Genomic DNA, 18,373 nt, shown 5'->3' with positions numbered 1-18,373 from the left:
AGCGACAACCACACAAGGACCCCCCTTTTCGATGACGATCGTCCACACCGCCGGTTCCCTGGTCTCCGCCCGTGGCCGCGACTGGGTCGTGCTGCCCGAGAGCGCCCCCGACATGCTCGTCCTGCGCCCTCTGGGGGGAGCGGACGACGACATCGCGGCCGTCTTCCCCGCCTTCGAGGAGGTCGGGAGCGCCGAGTTCGCGCTCCCGTCAGCCGCGGACCTCGGTGACGAACGTGCCGCGGGCCTGCTCCGCTCGGCCCTTCGCATCGGCTTCCGCTCCGGTGCCGGCCCTTTCCGATCGCTCGCCGGAATCGCCGTCGAACCCCGCGCCTACCAGCTCGTACCGCTGATGATGGCGCTGCGCCAGAAGACCGTACGCATGCTGATCTCCGACGACGTCGGCATCGGCAAGACCGTCGAGGCCGGTCTCATCGCGAGCGAACTCCTCGCCCAGGGGGAGGCGAAGGGCCTCGCCGTGCTGTGCTCGCCCGCGCTGGCCGAGCAGTGGCAGGAGGAACTACGCACCAAGTTCGGCATCGACGCCGAGCTGGTCCTCGCCTCCACGGTCCCCAGACTGGAACGCGGCCTGGACCTGGGGCAGTCCCTCTTCGACAGGCACCCCCACGTGGTGGTCTCCACCGACTTCATCAAGTCCACCCGCCACCGCGACGACTTCGTGAAGCACTGTCCCGACCTGGTCATCGTCGACGAGGCCCACACCTGCGTCGCCGCCGACGAGAACACCTCCGCGCAGAACCAGCTGCGCTACGAGCTCCTCCAGCGCGTCGCCGCCGACGCCGACCGCCATCTGCTCCTGGTGACGGCGACCCCGCACAGCGGTAAGCCGACCGCCTTCCTGAACCTCCTCGGCCTGCTGAAGCCCGAGTTCGCCAGGATCGACACCAACGGCAGAGCCGGGCGTGCCCTGCTGGCCCAGCATTTCGTGCAGCGCCGTCGCGCCGACATCCGCAAGTACCTCGACGAGGAGACCGAGTTCCCCGCCGACCGGTACTTCAAGGACGAGACCTACAAGCTCTCCCCGGCCTACCGCGCCCTCCTCGACGACGCCATCGCCTACGCGAGCGAACGGGTCACCGTCGCGGGGGAGCAGGGTAAACGCGAGGCCCGGATCGCCTGGTGGTCGGCGATCGCGCTGCTGCGCTCCCTGGTCTCCTCACCACGCGCCGCCGCCCAGACGCTGCGCACCCGCTCCGCCGCCGCGACGGCCGCGACCGCCGAGGAGGCCGACAGGCTCGGTGCCCCTCTGACCAGAGACTCCTCCGACAACGACACCCTGGAAGGTCTCGACGTCACCCCCGGCGCGGAGACCGGCGAGGCGGGCGCACGGCTCGCCGAACTGGCCGACCGGGCGGCCAGGCTGGAGGGAACGGCCGAGGATCTGAAGCTGAAGGAACTGGTCAGACACCTCAAGGCACTCATCGCCGACGGCTACCACCCGATCGTCTTCTGCCGCTACATCCCGACCGCCGAGTACGTCGCCGAGCACCTGGACGGCAAGCTCGGCAGGAGGGCCGTCATCCGGGCCGTCACCGGGACCCTCTCCCCGCAGCAGCGCCTGCAGCGCATCGAGGAACTCGCCGACGAGGCGGGCGACGACCCCGCCGCCCGCCGCGTCCTGATCGCCACCGACTGCCTCTCCGAGGGCGTCAACCTCCAGCACCACTTCGACGCGGTCGTCCACTACGACCTGGCGTGGAATCCCACCCGCCACGACCAGCGCGAAGGCCGCGTCGACCGCTACGGCCAGAAGAGGGACAGCGTCAAGGTCATCACCCTCTACGGCAGTGACAACGGCATCGACGGCAAGGTCCTCGACGTCCTCATCAAGAAGCACCGCCAGATCCGCAAGGACCTCGGCGTCTCCGTCTCCGTCCCCGACGCGGCCTCCACCGGGGTGACGGACGCGATCGTCGAATGGCTGCTGATGCGCGGCCGGAGCGGCGAGCAGGAAGGTCTCTTCGGCGTCGAGGAGATCGAGGCGATCAGCGACAGGGCCGCCGTACTGGAGGCGGACTGGAACTCCACCGTCGAGCGGGAGAAGGAGTCCCGCTCCCGGTTCGCGCAGAACACCATCCACCCCGAGGAGGTCGCCCGCGAGGTCGAGGCCGTACGCGACGCGCTCGGCGACGTGGGCGAGATCCGGGGCTTCGTACGGCACGCCCTCGGCGAGCTCGACGGCGTCCTGCGCGAGGACGTGAGCGGCTCCGGTGACTTCACCGCGGAGGTGGGCGGCAGCCCCGCCGGTCTCCGTGACGCCCTGGCCCCCGTCCTCGGCGGCGGCATCGTCGAGCTGGGCCGCCCCGTCCCGTTCCGCACCAGGGCGGCCGTCGCACGCGGCGAGGCCGCCCTGGTCCGCACCGACCCGGTGGTCGGCGCGCTCGCCGGTTACATCCTCAACGCCGCCCTGGAGACCCGGTCCGACGGCCCCCGCCCGGCCCGCCGCTGCGGGGTCATCCGTACCAGGGCCGTCGGCAGCCGCACCACGCTGCTCCTGGTCCGCTACCGCTTTCATCTCACCCTGCCCTCCCGGTCGGGCGAGCGGCAGCTCGTCGCCGAGGACGCCCGCCTCCTCGCCTTCGAGGGCTCACCCGCGAACGGCGTGTGGCTGCCCGCGGAGGACGCCCTGAAGCTCCTCGGCGCGACCGCCGACGACAACACCGACCGCGACTTCGGCGAGCGCACCATGAGCCGCGTCCTGGACGGCCTGCCCGCCACGACCGCGCACCTGGAGGCGTACGGCGAGCGGCTCGCCGCCGAACTCCTCGCCTCCCACCGCCGGGTCCGCAGCGCCTCCGGCGAGATCGTCCGCGGTGTGACCGTGACGGCGCAGAAACCCGCCGACATCCTTGGCGCCTACGTCTACCTGCCGACATCCGGCGTCGTCCCCTCCACCGTCACCCCCGCCGTCGCCGGAGGAGCCGCCTGATGTCCGCCACCGTCCGCAACCAGGTCTTCTCCGCTGTCCACACCATCGGCGGCCTCCTCCCCGCCGACATGCTGGTCCGCATCTCCGAGGGCAAGGACGTCAAGGGCTCCCTGCCCGCCGACTACGGCGTCATCGGCTCCCGTTCGGTACGCGACGACGCCGAGCGCCACTGGGAATACCTCAAGTCGGTCTGGCGTGAGTTACGCGAGAGGCTCCCCGCCGCCCCCGAGGTCGAGACCCCGGCCGACCCCACGGGCCTCGCGATCACGCAGTGGCTCGAACCCCTTCTCGCGGAGCTCGGCTTCGGCCGCCTGACGGCGACCGGGGCGACGGGCATCCCGGCGGACGGCGGAGGCAAGACCTTCGCGATCAGCCACCGCTGGAACCACGTCCCGCTGCACCTGGCCGCCTGGAACGCCACGCTGGACAGGCGGCCGGGAGGCGCGGGCACGGTCCCGCCGCAGTCCCTCGTCCAGGAGTGCCTCAACCGCGCCGAGGCCCACCTGTGGGGTGTCCTCACCAACGGCCGCAGGCTACGCCTGCTGCGCGACTCCAGCGCGCTCGCCACCGCCTCGTACGTCGAGTTCGACCTGGAGGCGATCTTCGACGGCGAGCTGTTCAGCGAGTTCGTCCTGCTGTACCGGCTGCTGCACGTCTCGCGCTTCGAGGTGGCGGAGGGCGCGGCCCCGTCGGCGTGCCGGCTGGAGAAATGGCGAACCGAGGCCATCGCGTCCGGCACGCGGGCCCTGGACCACCACCGTGACGGAGTCCAGAAGGCGATCACCGCGCTCGGCACCGGGTTCCTCAACCACTCCGCCAACGCCGGCCTCCGCAAGGACCTGGACGTCCCCGCCTTCCACGCCGCGCTGCTGCGCCTGGCCTACCGGCTGATCTTCCTCTTCGTCACCGAGGACCGGGACGCGCTCCACCCGGCCACGGCGACCGAGGAGACCCGCCGCCGGTACGCGGCGTACTTCTCCTCCGACCGGCTGCGCCGCCAGGCACGCCGTCGCAGGGGCACCGCGCACACCGACCTCTACCAGGTCCTGCGGATCGTGCTCGACGCGCTCGGTGACGAGAACGGCCGCCCTGAGCTGGGCCTGCCGGGCCTCGGTGGTCTCTTCGACGACACCGACGCCGACGCCCCGCTCCGTGGCCTGTCCCTGGCCAATACGTACCTGCTGGAGGCCGTACGCCACCTCGACCGCGTCCGCGACGTGAACTCGGCCCGCTGGCGCCAGGTGGACTACCACAACATGGGCTCGGAGGAACTCGGCTCCATCTACGAGTCGCTCCTTGAGCTCGTCCCCAAGCACAACGCCACCGACAGGACCTTCGAGCTGGTCAACCGCCTCGGCAACGACCGGAAGAAGACCGGCTCGTACTATACGCCGAGCTCCCTGATCGAGACCCTGCTCGACTCCACCCTTGACCCGGTCATCGACGACGCACAGAAGCGCGGCGAGCAGAGGGCGTCGGCCATGGGCGAGCCCGACCCGGCCGAGAGCATCGTCGCCGAGCTGCTCTCCCTCACCGTCTGCGACCCGGCCTGCGGCTCCGGCCACTTCCTCGTGGCCGCCGCCCGCCGGATCGCCAAGCGCGTCGCCGCCGTACGGGAGAGAAACCCCGAACCCACCCTCGACGCCGTACGGCACGCCCTGCACGAGGTCATCGCCCGCTGCGTGTACGGCGTCGACCTCAACCCGATGGCCGTCGAGCTGGCCAAGGTGTCGCTCTGGCTGGAGGCCCTGGAGCCGGGCAAACCGCTCGGCTTCCTCGACGCGCACATCAAGCACGGCAACGGGCTGATCGGGGCGACACCGGTCCTGCTGCGCGACGGCATCCCCGGCAAGGCGTTCAAACCGGTCGAGGGCGACGACGAGAAGTACGCGAAGTTCCTGGAGAAGCAGAACAACGAGGAGCGCGCGGGACAGGGAGGGCTGTTCGACCTGGGCGGGGAGACGAAGGTGGCCAACACCGCCTTCGCGTCCGGCCTGCGCCGCATCGTCGACGCCCCCTCCGACACCCTCGAAGAGGTCCACCGGCAGGCCTCGGATTATCGCGACTGGGAGACCTCCGCCGCGTACGTCAACGCCGTGCACGTGGCCGACGCCTGGTGCGCGGCGTTCATGTGGCACAAGACCAAGGACGCCCCGCCCGCGATCACCCACGATGTCTTCCGCGCGCTCCAGGACCCGGACGCCACGGCCGCCTCCCAGGCGACCCACACCGAGATCGTGCGGCTCAGCCAGGAGTACCGCTTCTTCCACTGGCACCTGGCGTTTCCCGACGTCTTCACCGTCCCGGACGACGGGTCCGGCGCGGGCGTCGACCCGGCCACCGGCTGGGCGGGCGGCTTCTCCTGCGTGCTCGGCAACCCGCCGTGGGACAAGGTCGACTTCGAGGACAAGAAGTACTTCAGCGTCGTCGAGCCGTCCATCGCCAAGATCCCCGGTACGGCGCGGCGTGTTCGTATCGCCGAGTGGTCCGAGGAGAACCCGGGGGCGGGCCGGCAGTACCGGGCCGAGCGCCGCAAGGTGAAGTCCACGTTTCTCTTCGCGGGCGGTTCGGGGATGTACCCGCTGTGCGGCAAGGGCCTCACAGTCAAGGGCGTCACCATGCTCCAGACCGATCAGCTCTTCGCCGAGCGGTTCGCGTCCATCGCCGCGCCCGAAGGCCGTTTCGGGTGCATCATCCCGACGGCCATCGCGACGGGCGCGGGAGCACAGCACTTTTTCAGCGACCTCACCCGGCGCGGCGCCGTCGCCTCCCTGTACGACTTCGAGAACCTCAAGCCACTGTTTGTCGGGGTGGACTCCCGCTACAAGTTCTGCCTGCTCTCGCTGACCGGCCGGGACCTGCGTGAACCGGCCGCGAAGTTCGCTTTCTTTCTAGAAGACACCACTGACCTTGACGATTCTGAGCGTGTCTTCGCTCTCAGTCCCGAAGAGATCGCCCTTATCAGCCCTAACACAGGAAATCTCCCTATTTTTCGATCTCGTCGTGACGCCGATCTCACAGTCGCCATCTATAGCCGAATTCCAGTTCTGTGGGGAGAATCCAAAAAGCGAAACAACCCCTGGAGCATTGATTTTGTTCCGACCCCGTTTCACATGACTGATGACTCCGATCTCTTCCGAAAGCGGGAGCACTTGGAGGCGGAGGGATGGGAACTGCGTGGGAACGTGTTCATGCAGGGTGAGGAGCGAATGCTGCCATTGTACGAGGGGAAGATGGCACACCATTTCGACCACCGCTGGAACTCCTACTACGACACGGGCAACGAAGATCGCCGTCGCCTGACGCTTACCGAGAAACAGAGTCCTTCGGTGGCGGCCGAGCCACGCTATTGGATCGCAGAGAACGGGCTCATCCCAACTGTCAGGAAGAACAAGGACGTCGAGATCCCGGGTGTCACCCTGCGCCTGGACGACGTCGATTGGGGCCGGGACTGGCTCTGTGGCTGGCGTGACGTGTGCCGTACGACCGATGAGCGCACGGCCATCCCCGCCTTCCTCCCGCGTGCAGCTGTCGGCCACACATACCCCCTGATGCTGCCGCGTGTCTCACCCGTCCTCACCGCTGCCCTCATCGCCGCCCAGAGCTCCTTAATCTTCGACTTCGTGAGCCGACAGAAGGTGGGTGGTATTCATATGGCTCTCATGACATGGAAGCAGCTTCCTGTCCCCACGCCCGACGCCCTCACCCCCCACACCTTCTTCCTCACTCCCCGGATCCTCGAACTCGTCTACACCGCCTACGACATGGCTGGGCTCGCACGCGACCTTGACGACACCGGTGCCCCGTTCCGGTGGGACGAGGAGCGCCGCGTCCAGATCCGCGCCGAGCTGGACGCCTACTTCTTCCACCTCTACGGGATCAGCGGCCCTGACGTGGACTACATCCTGGAGACCTTCCAGACCGAGAACGGCGGACTCAAGAACAACGACATCGCCAAGTACGGCACGTACCGCACCAAGGACCTTGTCCTCGCCGAGTACGACCGGATGGCCGCGTCCGGGGTAAGCCTCACCGTCCCGCTCGTCGACGGCGAGAACTACACCTCCACCTTCACCCCACCCCCCGGCCACGGCCCCCGCCACCTTGCGGCGCCTGCCACAGCCGCCAATCGGACGGAGACGGAAGGCGAAGGAGTCTGATGGCCGCCGAGTATCCCGAGTTCCAGATTCGCCTGCCCAACGGAGGCCCCACGGCGCACGGTCGGTTGCTGGATGAGAGGGGACCCAATGGCAGCCTGAAGTTTCTGGTGCGGAGCGGGTCACCCGTCCGGCAGGACACCGTGTCGTCGTTCAAGGAGAAGAAGAAGTCTTCGTACGAATATCGGCAACGACTGATCGACGACGGCGTGATCGTGGAGTCCACATCCTGGCCCGGCTATCTGGAGATAAGCGGGGACTTCACCTTCAACTCCCCATCCGCCGCCGCCGGCGTCCTACTCGGCCGCAGCACCAACGGCTCAATCGATTGGAAGACCCCCGACGGGCGTCCGCTGGCCGACTTCTTAACGCAGGTGAGGACCGTTTCCAACCGCACCTGGTTGGTTCGTGGCTCCAACGTGTCCGGGCTCGACCTCGTCCAGCGTCTCTGGCTGCCCGAGGAGCGGGTGAGCGTCGCGGCCGGTCGCCTGCGCGAGGGCGTCGCGCAGGGGGTGAGCAAGGATCAGTTGCGTGGGTTCGTGGAGGAGGACTATGAGTCCACGGCCACGTACACCCAGAAGCTTCGGCTGGTCGAGGAGTTCCACACCTTCCTGTCGCGGATGAAACCAGGCGACACCGTCTGCTGCGTGCCGCCTGCGAACGGCTCTGCCGACTGCCCGGCGGCGTTCCAGGTGGCATCCCCGGCGACGTACGCGGCAGGCTGCTGCGACTGCGCGTCCGGCTGGCCGACATCACCCTGATCGGCCGCGGTCACGAGCCGCCCGCGTGGCGGCCCACCCGGCTCAACGCCCGCTACCACAAGGCCCTGCGTCTGGCCGAGCTCGTGCTGCGCGGCGCCTCCGTCGAGCACCGGCCCGGTGATGTCACCGTGAACGGTTTCCTCTTCGACATGGCCGGGGTCTTCGAGGACTTCGTCACCGTGGCCCTGCGCGAGGCTCTTACGGGCAGCGGTGGCCACTGCGCTCTCCAGGCCACCCATCATCTCGACGAACGTCACGCGATCCGGATGGTTCCCGACCTCGTGTGGTACGCCGACGACGGCGCCCCCCTCGCCGTGGCCGACGCCAAGTACAAGGCCGGGAAACCCAAGGGCTTCCCGGACGCAGACCTCTACCAGATGCTCGCCTACTGCACCGCGCTCAACCTGCCGGAAGGGCACCTCGTCTACGCCAAGGGGAACGCCCCGCACGCCGCCCACCGCGTCCAGCACGCGCGCATCACCATCCACCAGCACGCGCTCGAACTCGACCAGTCACCGGCCGGGCTGCTCGCCGAGATGGAAGGCCTGGCTCAGCGGCTCGCCGCCGTCGCACCCGTGCAGCGGGTGACCGTCAGCCGAACTCGCCGTCCTTGACACCGCTGATGAAGGCGTTCCATTCGCCCGGGGTGAACGTCAGGACGGGGCCGCCGGGGTTTTTGGAGTCCCGTACGGCCTGGCCTCCGCCGGGGAGCGCAGCGACCTCGACACAATTCTGTCCCTCCGCTGAGCTGAGGGATGCTTTACGCCAATTGAGATCGGGCTGAGTAAGGTTCATGATCTCCGCTCTCAATAGGTTGTCTACTGGTCGAATCCGCCGTTCTTTATATCCCTGATGAAGACAGACCAATCCACACGAGCGAAGACCAGGATTGGCCCGTCAGGGGCTTTCGAGTCACGCACCGCGACGATGCCGGGAAGGTTGCGGGCGACCTCCACGCAGTTGTTGCCGCCCCCCTGGCTGAGGGTGCTCTTACGCCATTCGGCGCCGGACAGGTCCATCGGTGCCTCACAACCGGTCGATCAGTTTGGACAGATACGCGATCGACGCGTCAGCTCCCAGTGCGTCGGCCACGAGGCGCTGCATCATCAGGGTATAGCGTTCGAGATGCTCGGGCTCTTCGAGATAGAGGCCGTCCGTCGGGGTTTCGACGTAGACGACGTTCCGGTCGGCGGGGTTGGGAAATCCGAGAATGACGAACTGACCCCATAGGCCGATGTGCGGCCCGGCTGACATCGGCATGACCTGGATGGTCACGTGTTCAAGCGGATGTGTGTCGATCAACTTGCGGAGTTGGCCGCGCATCACCTCCGCGTCGCCAACCGGCCGTAGAGGAGCCGCCTCGTCGATGACCGCCCAGTAGCGGGGCGGATTTGGACGCCGCAGAATCTCCTGTCGCCGCATCCTCGCCTCCACGTGCTTGTCGATCTCGGCAGGATCGCGGACCAGTGAGGCCCGAGTCAGCTCGGCGGTGTACGCGGGGGTCTGCAACAGGCCGGGGATCACGAGGGGCTCGAAGGTGTTGATCGAGGACGCCTCCGCTTCGAGCCCTACGTAGGCGCCGGTGAAGACGCCTTTGTACTGCTCCCACCATCCTCGCTCGCGGGCGCCTCGGGCGAGGTCCATGACAGCTTCTCGCTGTACCGGTACGGGCGGATCGTCTGAGGAGAGGTCGCCGATCACAGCGCGGTGTGGCCGGCCTCGTTCCCGGCCGCGGGCCCGGATGAGGAGCACGGTCGCGGGCTGGCGATCGTCGCGGCCTACGCCGACCGGTGGGGTGTCGAGCCCGTGCCGGGAGGCAAGATCGTCTGGTTCATCTGCGTGGAGCGGGGGTCTCGGGGAGCGACCCGGTCGTGGGGCGCAGGGCGCCACCGGTGAGGCCGTCGCGCGCCAGCGAGGCGGCACGGTCACTCAGCTCCGTGAGCTCCTTGACGCGCCGTTCGAACTCTTCGAGGGCGCGGAAGGCGGTGCCGTACAGCCGCTGGTCGTCGATGCCCATCAGGGGAACGCGCGAGCCGCGAACGTCGGCGCGGAAACTGCCGCTGGCGCTGGTGGAGCGCCGGGTGTTCGCGGCGCCGCGCAGGAAACCGTGCAGATAGTCGGTGTCGAGCTGGTCGCCGGTGGAGGTGGCCTCCCCGTCGGTGACCTCGACGAGTCCGGCGCGGGCCAGGTCGGTCACCTTGACCGCGGCGCCGTCGAGGGGGCCGGGTCCGGAGGTGAGGGGCGGCAGCAGGCCCAGCAACTCGTGGAGCCGGCTCACCAGGGCCTCGCGCGTGGACATGTACTCCGCCAGATGGTCGGTACGGGATGCCGCCACGTGACGCGCCGGGGTGAGATCCACCGTCTCGTCGAGCAGATCGATCAGCGGTACGTCCACGACCTGGTCCGGAGTGGGCTCGAACGGGCCTTCGGGGTCGTTGGCCGTGAGGTCCACCACGCGGACGGCGGACACCGCGTCGTCGTCGGGGGAGGAGGGACGTCTCAACAGCCACAGATGCACGGACTGGGCATGCGACGCGACCATCCCCGCGGGCAGTGCGACGAGCTGGGTGAGGATGCCGCGCCGTACGAGTTCGGCGCGGATCCGTCGGGCGGCGTTGCGGTAGGCGACGGAGGCGGGCATCACGAAGATCGCCCTGCCGCCGGGTGCGACGTGCGCGTAACAGTGCTGCAGCCAGGCCAGCTCGCTCTCCGCCCGGGTGGGAACGCCGAGTTGCCAGCGGGCGTCGAGCAACAGGTCCTCGCGACCCCAGTCGGGCACGTTCGCGGGCGGGTCGCACACGACGAGTGCCGCACGGAGTTCCGGCCGGCGGTCTTCACGCAGGGAGTCGCCCACCCTGATCGTCATGTCCGTCCGCCCGGCGAGCCTCGCACGAGCCTCGGCGAGCCGGGCGGCCGACGGGTCGGCATCCTGTCCGGCCAGGACGACCTCGGGACAGCTCCCGAACGCGAGGAGCAGGGATCCGATCCCACAGGCGGGGTCGAAGACGATGCCGTTCACCGCGCCCGCGAAGTGCCGCACCGCACGGGTCAGGCGAGGGGTCGACACCTGCTCCGAGCCCGCCCGGCCCGCCGAGTCGATGAAGCGTTCCGCGAGTCCGGCGACGACTTCGGCCGGTGAGCTCTGGGCGGCCAGGTCCTCCACCAGCGGCCGGATTCCGCTGTCCAGGGACTCGGAGGATCCGGTGGTGAACAGTCGGAGACGTCGGCGAGGCCGCGCGTCATGTCGTCGCCGTACGCGCCGCGCAGAGCCTGCCAGACGAGCACCTCGCCGGAGACGTCGTCACCCTTGCGGTGTCGGTCCAGCCAGGTGTGAACCTCGGGCAGGGCGAACAGCGCGTTGCGCGCTCCACCGCTGACCGGCGAGGGGAAGTCGGCGTGCCGCCTGCGCCAGTTGGAGACCGCGGCCCGTGTCACCCCGGCCAGTCTCGCGATCTCCGCAGCTGAGACCAGGGAGTCGATGCTGGACCGGGAATCGGCGTTCATGGGTGCAACAGTACACGCGACAGTAAAGCCTCCCGAGAGGTGAATGCATTGACATCGTCAACAAGGAAGATCGATGCCAATGATGTCACTCAGGATTTGGGTCGCTCAAGCGACTTCACGGCGGGTGGTCTTGGGGCAGTTCTCCTCGTCTTGGCGCTCGAACGAGATCGGGTGTCCGTGCTACGGGGGGAATCTTGGTCGGATCCGCTCCCGGCGGATTGGCGGATCCGGCGTGGGTGGCGGCGGAGAAGACGGTAGCCGGTGTGAAAACGGTGTGGCCGGCTGAGGGCGCGACAATGTGATCAACGATTTTGGATGGTGGAAGCGTCTCCCCCGGGCCTCACCTGTCGTCCGCGACCTGGGCGTGCAGATGCACGTCGTGCCATCCGTCCTGGTGGAGGAGCGCGCTGCGCAGGGTGCCTTCCAGCGGGAAGCCGAGCTTGTCCGCCACCCGGCACGAAGCGGTGTTGGCGACCGAGTGGTGGAGTTCCAACCGGTGAATTCCCATCTCGAAAGCCCAGCGGGAGACCTGCTCGGCGGCGCGGGGAGCGACGCCGAGACCGCGGGAGGCGGGCAGCATCCAGTAGGTGAGCTGGGCGATGCCCGCAGCGAGGCTGATGGCGCGCAGTGAGACACGCCCGAGTACTTCGGCGGCACGGGTGACGGCCCAGCAGGCGTCCCTTTCGGCCTGCCAGCGGTCAGACCACTGGCCGATCCAGGCCAGTGCCTCCCTCTCGGAGGTCATGGCCTGCCGGTGCCAGCGCTGGATGGCCGGATCACTGAAGGCTTGGAGTACGGCGGGGGCGTCGCAGGGAAGCCAGGGCCGCAAGGTCAGTTCGTCGGCCCTGAGGACCGGCTGGGCGTTCCTGTTGATGCGACCGGCGAGGACGACCGGTGAGACAGAAGGAGACACCGTCCCATGATGCCTTGAGATTGATCAAGTCGGCCTCTGGTTCTCCGACAGCGGGATGCCGTAACGGCGAATGGAACGGGCCAGGCGGCCGGTGTTGTCGTGCGGCGGGTTTCCGGGCGGAGGGCGTGCTGCGGTGGGGGCACTTGGGCCTGGCGAGGGTGATGGCGACGGGGCGTCGGCCGGGCGATGGAGGCAGGGGAAGGCGTATGGGTAATTGTGCACATTCGGGGGTTGAACCTTTGGCGCTGAGGCTCCCGTACCCCTGTTCGTCCGCAAGATACTGAGAAACGGGAGAGCATCATGTCCGTCAAGACTCGCGTGGCCACCGCGGCGGCGATCATCGGCGTCACCGGCGCCCTCGGTTTCGGCCTGGCCCCCTCCGCGGGCGCCTCCGCCGCGCAGAACGTGACCGTCACGGTCACCCACAAGGCCAACTACGACGCCACGATCTGCGTCACCGACAACCTCGGCGGCACATGCCGGGAGGTGGCCAGGGGCAAGAGCCGGTCATTCAGCGTGCAGCCGCAGCGCGGCACGCCGGTCAACGTTCGCGTGGTCGCGCGAAACGGCGGCGGCAACGAGGTCTCGGTCGTGACCGGAGGCTCGTCCCTGAGGTTCGAGACGGCCGGCAGCAAGGCCAAGCCGTCCCTCAGGCGCAGGTAACGGGCGGAGAGTTTCGCTACTCCTTGGGCCCGGGGATCGTCGCAACGGTGGGTCCCCGGGACACGGAAGCCCTCTCCGTCAGACTTCTGTGAGACACACGACAGACGAGTGCTTTTGATCTGAAGACAAGGCGAGATGGCAGGGCATGGGCGACAGGCATCCTTGGCCGGTGTGGCAGGGCGCGGGCGAGCGGGACCCCTTAAGCCGGCACGGCAGGGCGCGGGTGGCGGGTTTTTCTGAGCCGTGCGGCAGGGCAATGGGTGTACGGGGCCACGCGGAGCGTGGATCAACCGCCGGATGGGGAATCGGTGGCGCGGTGGAGGTAACCCGTCGGGTGGATGTGTCGGGGCGGTACCGCTTGCCGGGGTGCCGCCCCGGCCGCTTTCTGTGACGGGGGGCGAAGACGGAGGGGGAGATCAGAGGTCCGGAGCCGGTCGAAGCGGCCGGTGAAGGGCCGGTGAAGGGCGGGTGAGAGGGGGGTTTCGCTCTTCACCGGGAGCAGTGGCTCTGCCGGGCCGACCGTGGGGTGTGGTCGGCGGATGCGTTCGGAAGGTGACCGGGAGTGTTCGCGGCCCGCCGATCGGGGCGTTGGCGAGTACACTGGAGATACCGCGGACTTTCCGCACGCTGACGGCCGAGTCGGTGTCGCCCCCGGTTTTTCACCATGACGGCCCCGCATGTGGGCCGAGAGGGGCCGGCGATCATGACGCCGAACCAGTTCCTCATCCCGCGGCCGCCTCTCGCCGCCCCGCCGGTCGAGCCGCCCACCCTATGGCTCCGCCTCGATCGCACGCCGCGCCGCGCCGCCCGCCGTGAGCTGCGCTCGGGCCGAGCCTCGGCCGTTCAGCCGTCCTGACCGATCACTTCCGCGCGACGACTCCGCTCGGCCGCGCAACCCCGACAATTCTCGAACAACGGAGTTTCACCATGAACCCTGCCCCGACTCTGGATATTCGCCCGGGCCTCACCGGCCCGGCGAACTCCGTCGACTCCGCCCCTGACATTCTCGCGCTCGTCGGCGAGATGGACATCGCCACCACGTCCGTCCTGCGTGAACGGCTCAACGCCGCGCTGAGCGCGACCACGGGACCTCATCGGCAGCTGATCATCGACCTTTCCGGGGTGTCCTTCTGTGACGCGTCCGGGCTGGCCCTGCTGGTCGGTACATACCGCCGTGCCCGGATCGCCGGCATCTCCCTCCGGCTGGCAGGCCCTCAGCCCCAGATGATGAAGATCCTGCGCCTCACCGGCCTGGACCGAGGTCTGACCATCTATCCCACCCTCGCCGCGGCCATCGCGTGGCGCCGGCAGGGGAGCGGCAGGTCGCCGCAGCGCGGCGGCTGGGTTGGGCACGCCCGGGTCGCCGGAGATTCGGTGACGGGCGCCATCACCTGGCTCCGAGTCCCGGCCCGAGCCGCCGTACCGGCCCTGCCCGCCGCTTTCGGCCAGGCGAACCCGGTGCCGCCCACTGCTCAGGACCGTCTCGCACCGTGCTGACGGGGTAGGTCCGTTCCGCGGGAAGGTCGCGGACGGTCAGAGGGTTGAGCTGGGCGAAGAATCGATGGCCGGGTGTGGCCGTCGGGGTGGCGTTTACGTGTGGCGGATCGCCCAGGCCGCCGCGTACCAGGCGTGGTCCCGCCGTGGGGCACGAGTTCGGTCTGCCTCGACCTCGCCGGGGCCTTGATCCGGACGTCGCAAGGCCTGCTGCCATCTCTGTCAGACAAGATCCACTGTCATCTCTGTCCGAACCGTGCGGGGATCACCCGGACAGGACGGGGTGGGCCCGGCCGACGCCCCGGGCGGCGACGTGGGACGCCATATACTCTCAGTTGCAAATCATGTGCAATAGAGGGGTGTGGCATGGCGGTGGTGCTCGGGATCGAGACGTCGTGTGACGAGACCGGGGTCGGCATCGTCGCCGACGGCCTGCCGGCCGGGGAGGCGCTCGCCTCCAGCATGGAGGAGCACGCGCGGTTCGGCGGGGTGGTGCCGGAGATCGCCGCGCGGGCCCATCTCGAATCGCTGGTGCCGTGCGTGAGAAAGGCGTTCGCCGACTCCGGGCTGACCCCCTCCGACGTGGACGCGATCGCGGTCACCGCGGGTCCGGGGCTGGCCACCGCGCTGCAGACCGGAGTGGCCGCGGCCAAGGCGTTCGCGCTGGCCTGGAATGTGCCGCTGTACGGTGTGCACCACCTGGCCGGGCACGTCGCGGCCGACACCCTGGAGCACGGCCCGCTGCCCGTCCGGTGCGTCGCGCTGATCGTCTCAGGCGGTCACACCTCGCTGCTGCTCCTGGACGACCTGGCCCGCGACCCCATCGTGCACCTGGGCGACACCCGTGACGACGCGGCGGGGGAGGCGTTCGACAAGGTCGCCCGGCTGCTCGGCCTGCCGTACCCCGGAGGTCCCGCCGTGAGCCGGGTGGCGCTGGAGGGGGATCCGCACGCGATCGCCTTTCCCCGTGCCATGCCCGGCGGCTACGCCTTCTCCTTCTCCGGGCTGAAGTCGGCCGTGGCCCGGCACGTGGAGCGCGGGCCGGTCTCGGTGGCGGACGTGGCGGCGTCCTTCCAGGAGGCGGTGGTGGACGTGCTGACCCGCAAGGCCGTCGCCGCCTGCCGTGACCACGGTGTCGGCACGCTGGTCGTCGTCGGCGGGGTGGCCGCCAACGCCCGCCTGCGCGAGCTGGCCGCCGAACGCTGTGCCCGGGCGGGAGTGGAGCTGAGGATCCCGTCGCCCAGGCTGTGCACCGACAACGGTGCGATGATCGCCGCCGTCGGTGGCCTGCTGTACGAGGCCGGAGAGCCGGCCTGCTCGCTCACCCTGTCCGTGGACCCGTCGGCGCCGCTGCTGCGCGCCGCTCTCCCGCGGAAGGACTGACGCCCGCGTACAGCGGGGGCGTACGGCTCCGGCGGTCTCGCCGCTCACCTGCTCGACACCCGCGCACGGCGCAGGCCGGCGCCAGGCCCGGAGGCAGGCCCGGGCCGACCTGCCCGGCACCCGCGCGCGGCGCGGGCGGGTGGCTCCGGCTCAGCCGCCCTGGGACCAGACACCCTCCCAGCCGGAGCATCTGCCGGTGATCCGGACGGACGTGCCGCGGCAGACCTTGGCCTGGGAGGACAGCATGTATCCGGCGTTCACCCGGAAGGAGAGGGTGGACGACCGGGAGCAGTTCTTGAAGGTGGCCACGCGGTATCCTCCCCGGTCCGTGAGCCATTTGATCTTCAGCCACGAGCAGGTGCGCGCACCTCCGGCGTCGTAGAGGCCGTCGCCGTCGGCAGGCCGAGCCCCAGGGTGGCGGCGATGGTGAGTCCGAGCAGGGGGCGAAGGGCGCCACGCATGATTTTCTCTCCCGAAGGCGGTGCTTTTCGGTGCGCATCTGCACATAGCAGGCTCTCTGTGCACATCAAGAGATAGACCAGCGGGCTTGCAGGCGGCTTGGGATCGCTTGCAACGTGGGATCGTCTGCGACGACCTGACCGCGTGGTCCGGCCTCAGCGGGAGGCGGCCGGGGCGTCCTCTCCGGCGGGACGGCCGCCGAGTCCGGTGGGACGGGGGCCGAGCTTGCCCGCGGGGGCCGGGGGGAGTCCCTCCAGCGCCATCGCGATGGCGGGGATCTGCCCGAGCGCGTCGTGTACGACCGGGTCGGTGGTCATGAGGAACGCCAGGTGGTGGATGGCGTGCGCGACGACGCTCTCGACGCCGAGATCCTTGGGGGAGGGAGTGGCCGGGGTGTCGCCCCTGGCCACCCGGACGGCGGGCAGTTCGATGGCTGCGGTCTGGACGGCGGGGTCGGGGCAGACCGCGTAGGTCAGCACGACCTGCCCCTCGGGCCGGTAGCGCCAGCTGGTGGAGTGGACCACGGTGGACGGCGCTCCGCACGGGATGCCGCAGACCCGGCGGGCGGCCTCGTCCGGGCTCTCCCCCCGCAGGAGCGGGGTGACGAGCCGCCGGTAGGACCAGCCGCCATCCAGATTCACCCGAAGAGGCAGAACCTCTACCGAAATCGGGGCCAGAGGGGCAATCTGGTCTCTCACATCACGTCCCGTTGTGCTCGGATCGGCCTCTCTGTCTGCGAACAGTATGCAGGAGCGTTTCTCTCGCATCAGCGGTATTGCCGCGAAGCCCTTCCCGTGTATGGCTTGAGCCGTCGGGGACACACAACGGAGAGGTGGAACGCGATGCCGGAACGGCCCGGGATGCTGGTGCTGATGGGATCGGGCGAGACGAGCCCGACCATGGTCGAGGTTCACCGCTCGGTCGCCCGGCGGCTCGGCCCCCGGCCCAGGGCGGTACTGCTCGACACCCCCTACGCGTTCCAGGAGAACGTCGCGGACATCTCCTCCCGGGCACGGCGATACTTCGCCCACAGCGTCGGCCTGAGCGTCGAGGTCCGGGCCGAGATCGGCGAGGCGGACTGGGTGTTCTCCGGCCCCGGCAGCCCGACCTTCGCGCTCGACCGCTGGACGGCGACCCCGGTGGCGGGCGCGCTACGAGCCCGCGTCCGCACCGGGGGCGGGGTGACGGTCCTGGCCTCGGCCGCGGCCTGTACGGCGGGCATCGCCGCGATCCCGGTCTACGAGATCTACAAGGTGGGGGCCGCACCGCACTGGCGCGACGGCCTGGACCTGCTCGGCCCCCTCGGCATCAGGGCCGTGGTGATCCCGCACTACGACAACGCCGAGGGCGGCACCCACGACACGCGCTACTGCTATCTCGGGGAGCGGCGGCTGGCCGCCATGGAGCGTGAGCTGCCCACGGGCGCGGCGGTGCTCGGCATCGACGAGCACACGGCCGTCCTGTTCGACCTGCGCACCGGGGCCGTCCAGGTGGCAGGGCGCGGCGGCCTGACGGTGCGCCGCCTGGACCGGCAGACGGTGCTCCCCACAGGGACGGTGTCCAGCCTGGCCGAACTCCGCAGCCTGGCCGAGGGGGGCGACGCCGGATCTCTCCCGGCGCCCTCCCCGGCCGCGACGCCGCCTCTTCCCGGCCGGATGCCGCTCGGCGAGGCCGTCCGTAGGTGTGAGCGACGCTTCGACGCCGCCCTCGGCGAACACGACGGCGCCGCAGCCACGCGGGCCGTACTCGACCTGGAGGCGGAGATCACCGGCTGGGCCGCCGACACCGAGGAGGACGAGGGCGGAGTCGACCAGGCCCGCGAGGCGCTCCGGCATCTGATCATCAGGCTTGGGCGCCTGGCCGACCTCGGGGATCCCCGTGATCGGCTCGTCCCCCTGGTGGAACCCCTGCTCGCGCTCCGCGCTCGCCTGCGGCAACGGGGCGGATACGAGGTCGCCGACGCGCTGCGCCGGGCACTCGCCGCCGGAGGCGTGGCGGTGGAGGACACCCCGCACGGCCACCGCTGGACCGTCCGCCCCCGCTCCGGCACGCGCCCCGCCGGATGACCGCCGCCTGTTCGGCCGTTCCCGGC

General features: G+C 69.6%; 16 protein-coding genes. 8 read left to right on the top strand and 8 right to left on the bottom strand.

Annotated features, from left to right (window positions below; translation table 11 throughout):
- Nucleotides 1-31: 31 nt before the first annotated feature.
- Genes ABZ194_RS02935 through ABZ194_RS02920 form a run of 4 tightly spaced genes read left to right on the top strand, consistent with a single transcriptional unit; the run spans nt 32 to nt 8,479 of the window.
- Entirely contained in the window at nt 32-2,947 is a 2,916-nt protein-coding gene (locus ABZ194_RS02935; RefSeq protein WP_355591446.1) for a DEAD/DEAH box helicase, read from the top strand.
- A complete protein-coding gene (locus ABZ194_RS02930; RefSeq protein WP_355591443.1) occupies nt 2,947-7,107 on the top strand; it encodes a DNA methyltransferase in 4,161 nt (1,386 codons plus the stop codon). The genes ABZ194_RS02935 and ABZ194_RS02930 overlap by 1 nt, the downstream gene beginning before the upstream one ends.
- The gene (locus ABZ194_RS02925; protein WP_355591440.1) at nt 7,107-7,865 is read left to right on the top strand and encodes a DUF4357 domain-containing protein; all 759 of its coding nucleotides are present in this window, start codon (nt 7,107-7,109) and stop codon (nt 7,863-7,865) included. Before ABZ194_RS02930 ends, ABZ194_RS02925 begins: the two co-directional genes overlap by 1 nt.
- Nucleotides 7,748-8,479, top strand: coding sequence for a hypothetical protein (locus tag ABZ194_RS02920; protein ID WP_355591495.1), 732 nt, complete (start codon nt 7,748-7,750; stop codon nt 8,477-8,479). Before ABZ194_RS02925 ends, ABZ194_RS02920 begins: the two co-directional genes overlap by 118 nt.
- On the opposite strand, the gene ABZ194_RS02915 is transcribed toward ABZ194_RS02920, so the two are convergent.
- From ABZ194_RS02915 to ABZ194_RS02890, 6 genes are all read right to left on the bottom strand, one after another.
- Complete coding sequence (locus ABZ194_RS02915) at nt 8,457-8,660, bottom strand: DUF397 domain-containing protein (protein ID WP_355591492.1); 204 nt, start codon at nt 8,658-8,660, stop codon at nt 8,457-8,459. The two genes, ABZ194_RS02920 and ABZ194_RS02915, sit on opposite strands and share 23 nt — an antisense overlap.
- Nucleotides 8,661-8,683: 23 nt before the next feature.
- Nucleotides 8,684-8,884: a DUF397 domain-containing protein gene (locus ABZ194_RS02910; protein WP_355591437.1), complete on the bottom strand. Its 201-nt coding sequence runs from the start codon at nt 8,882-8,884 to the stop codon at nt 8,684-8,686.
- A gap of 7 nt (nt 8,885-8,891) precedes the next feature.
- Nucleotides 8,892-9,509: a DUF5753 domain-containing protein gene (locus tag ABZ194_RS02905; protein ID WP_355591434.1), complete on the bottom strand. Its 618-nt coding sequence runs from the start codon at nt 9,507-9,509 to the stop codon at nt 8,892-8,894.
- A 187-nt stretch (nt 9,510-9,696) separates the two neighbouring features.
- The gene (locus tag ABZ194_RS02900) at nt 9,697-11,028 is read right to left on the bottom strand and encodes an N-6 DNA methylase (protein WP_355591431.1); all 1,332 of its coding nucleotides are present in this window, start codon (nt 11,026-11,028) and stop codon (nt 9,697-9,699) included.
- A complete protein-coding gene (locus tag ABZ194_RS02895) occupies nt 10,914-11,369 on the bottom strand; it encodes a hypothetical protein (protein WP_355591428.1) in 456 nt (151 codons plus the stop codon). The genes ABZ194_RS02900 and ABZ194_RS02895 overlap by 115 nt, the downstream gene beginning before the upstream one ends.
- A gap of 340 nt (nt 11,370-11,709) precedes the next feature.
- Complete coding sequence (locus ABZ194_RS02890) at nt 11,710-12,282, bottom strand: GNAT family N-acetyltransferase (RefSeq protein ID WP_355591425.1); 573 nt, start codon at nt 12,280-12,282, stop codon at nt 11,710-11,712.
- 300 nt (nt 12,283-12,582) lie between these two features.
- On the opposite strand from ABZ194_RS02890, the gene ABZ194_RS02885 reads away from it, so the two are divergent.
- The 3 genes from ABZ194_RS02885 (at nt 12,583) to tsaD (ending at nt 15,822) form a co-directional block, all read left to right on the top strand.
- Nucleotides 12,583-12,945 (top strand): hypothetical protein, encoded by a 363-nt coding sequence (locus tag ABZ194_RS02885; protein WP_355591422.1) that lies wholly within the window; start codon nt 12,583-12,585, stop codon nt 12,943-12,945.
- A gap of 927 nt (nt 12,946-13,872) precedes the next feature.
- Nucleotides 13,873-14,442, top strand: a complete 570-nt coding sequence (locus ABZ194_RS02880) for an STAS domain-containing protein (protein WP_355591419.1) — start codon at nt 13,873-13,875, stop codon at nt 14,440-14,442.
- 363 nt (nt 14,443-14,805) lie between these two features.
- Nucleotides 14,806-15,822, top strand: coding sequence for a tRNA (adenosine(37)-N6)-threonylcarbamoyltransferase complex transferase subunit TsaD (tsaD, locus tag ABZ194_RS02875; protein ID WP_355591416.1), 1,017 nt, complete (start codon nt 14,806-14,808; stop codon nt 15,820-15,822).
- Nucleotides 15,823-15,972: 150 nt separating this feature from the next.
- On the opposite strand, the gene ABZ194_RS02870 is transcribed toward tsaD, so the two are convergent.
- Both ABZ194_RS02870 and ABZ194_RS02865 read right to left on the bottom strand, forming a co-directional pair.
- Complete coding sequence (locus tag ABZ194_RS02870; RefSeq protein WP_355591413.1) at nt 15,973-16,131, bottom strand: hypothetical protein; 159 nt, start codon at nt 16,129-16,131, stop codon at nt 15,973-15,975.
- A gap of 305 nt (nt 16,132-16,436) precedes the next feature.
- Nucleotides 16,437-16,922, bottom strand: coding sequence for a hypothetical protein (locus tag ABZ194_RS02865; protein ID WP_355591410.1), 486 nt, complete (start codon nt 16,920-16,922; stop codon nt 16,437-16,439).
- Nucleotides 16,923-17,123: 201 nt separating this feature from the next.
- Between ABZ194_RS02865 and ABZ194_RS02860 the strand changes: the two genes are divergently transcribed.
- A complete protein-coding gene (locus ABZ194_RS02860; protein WP_355591407.1) occupies nt 17,124-18,347 on the top strand; it encodes a hypothetical protein in 1,224 nt (407 codons plus the stop codon).
- The last annotated feature ends 26 nt before the right edge of the window (nt 18,348-18,373 follow it).

The sequence above is a fragment of the Streptosporangium sp. NPDC006007 genome (genome assembly GCF_040614315.1).
Classification (GTDB): domain Bacteria; phylum Actinomycetota; class Actinomycetes; order Streptosporangiales; family Streptosporangiaceae; genus Streptosporangium.
Note: the sequence above shows the minus strand (reverse complement) of the source record. Positions and strands in the feature narration are given on the sequence as shown.

Bases quoted from the DNA above. Each gene is read 5' to 3' on its own strand.
- ABZ194_RS02880 (WP_355591419.1), top strand. From the start codon at position 13,873: ATGAACCCTGCCCCGACTCTGGATATTCGCCCGGGCCTCACCGGCCCG.
- ABZ194_RS02895 (WP_355591428.1), bottom strand. From the start codon at position 11,369: ATGAACGCCGATTCCCGGTCCAGCATCGACTCCCTGGTCTCAGCTGCG.
- ABZ194_RS02860 (WP_355591407.1), top strand. From the start codon at position 17,124: ATGCCGGAACGGCCCGGGATGCTGGTGCTGATGGGATCGGGCGAGACG.
- ABZ194_RS02885 (WP_355591422.1), top strand. From the start codon at position 12,583: ATGTCCGTCAAGACTCGCGTGGCCACCGCGGCGGCGATCATCGGCGTC.
- ABZ194_RS02915 (WP_355591492.1), bottom strand. From the start codon at position 8,660: ATGAACCTTACTCAGCCCGATCTCAATTGGCGTAAAGCATCCCTCAGC.
- ABZ194_RS02910 (WP_355591437.1), bottom strand. From the start codon at position 8,884: ATGGACCTGTCCGGCGCCGAATGGCGTAAGAGCACCCTCAGCCAGGGG.
- ABZ194_RS02925 (WP_355591440.1), top strand. From the start codon at position 7,107: ATGGCCGCCGAGTATCCCGAGTTCCAGATTCGCCTGCCCAACGGAGGC.
- tsaD (WP_355591416.1), top strand. From the start codon at position 14,806: ATGGCGGTGGTGCTCGGGATCGAGACGTCGTGTGACGAGACCGGGGTC.
- ABZ194_RS02930 (WP_355591443.1), top strand. From the start codon at position 2,947: ATGTCCGCCACCGTCCGCAACCAGGTCTTCTCCGCTGTCCACACCATC.
- ABZ194_RS02905 (WP_355591434.1), bottom strand. From the start codon at position 9,509: ATGGACCTCGCCCGAGGCGCCCGCGAGCGAGGATGGTGGGAGCAGTAC.
- ABZ194_RS02935 (WP_355591446.1), top strand. From the start codon at position 32: ATGACGATCGTCCACACCGCCGGTTCCCTGGTCTCCGCCCGTGGCCGC.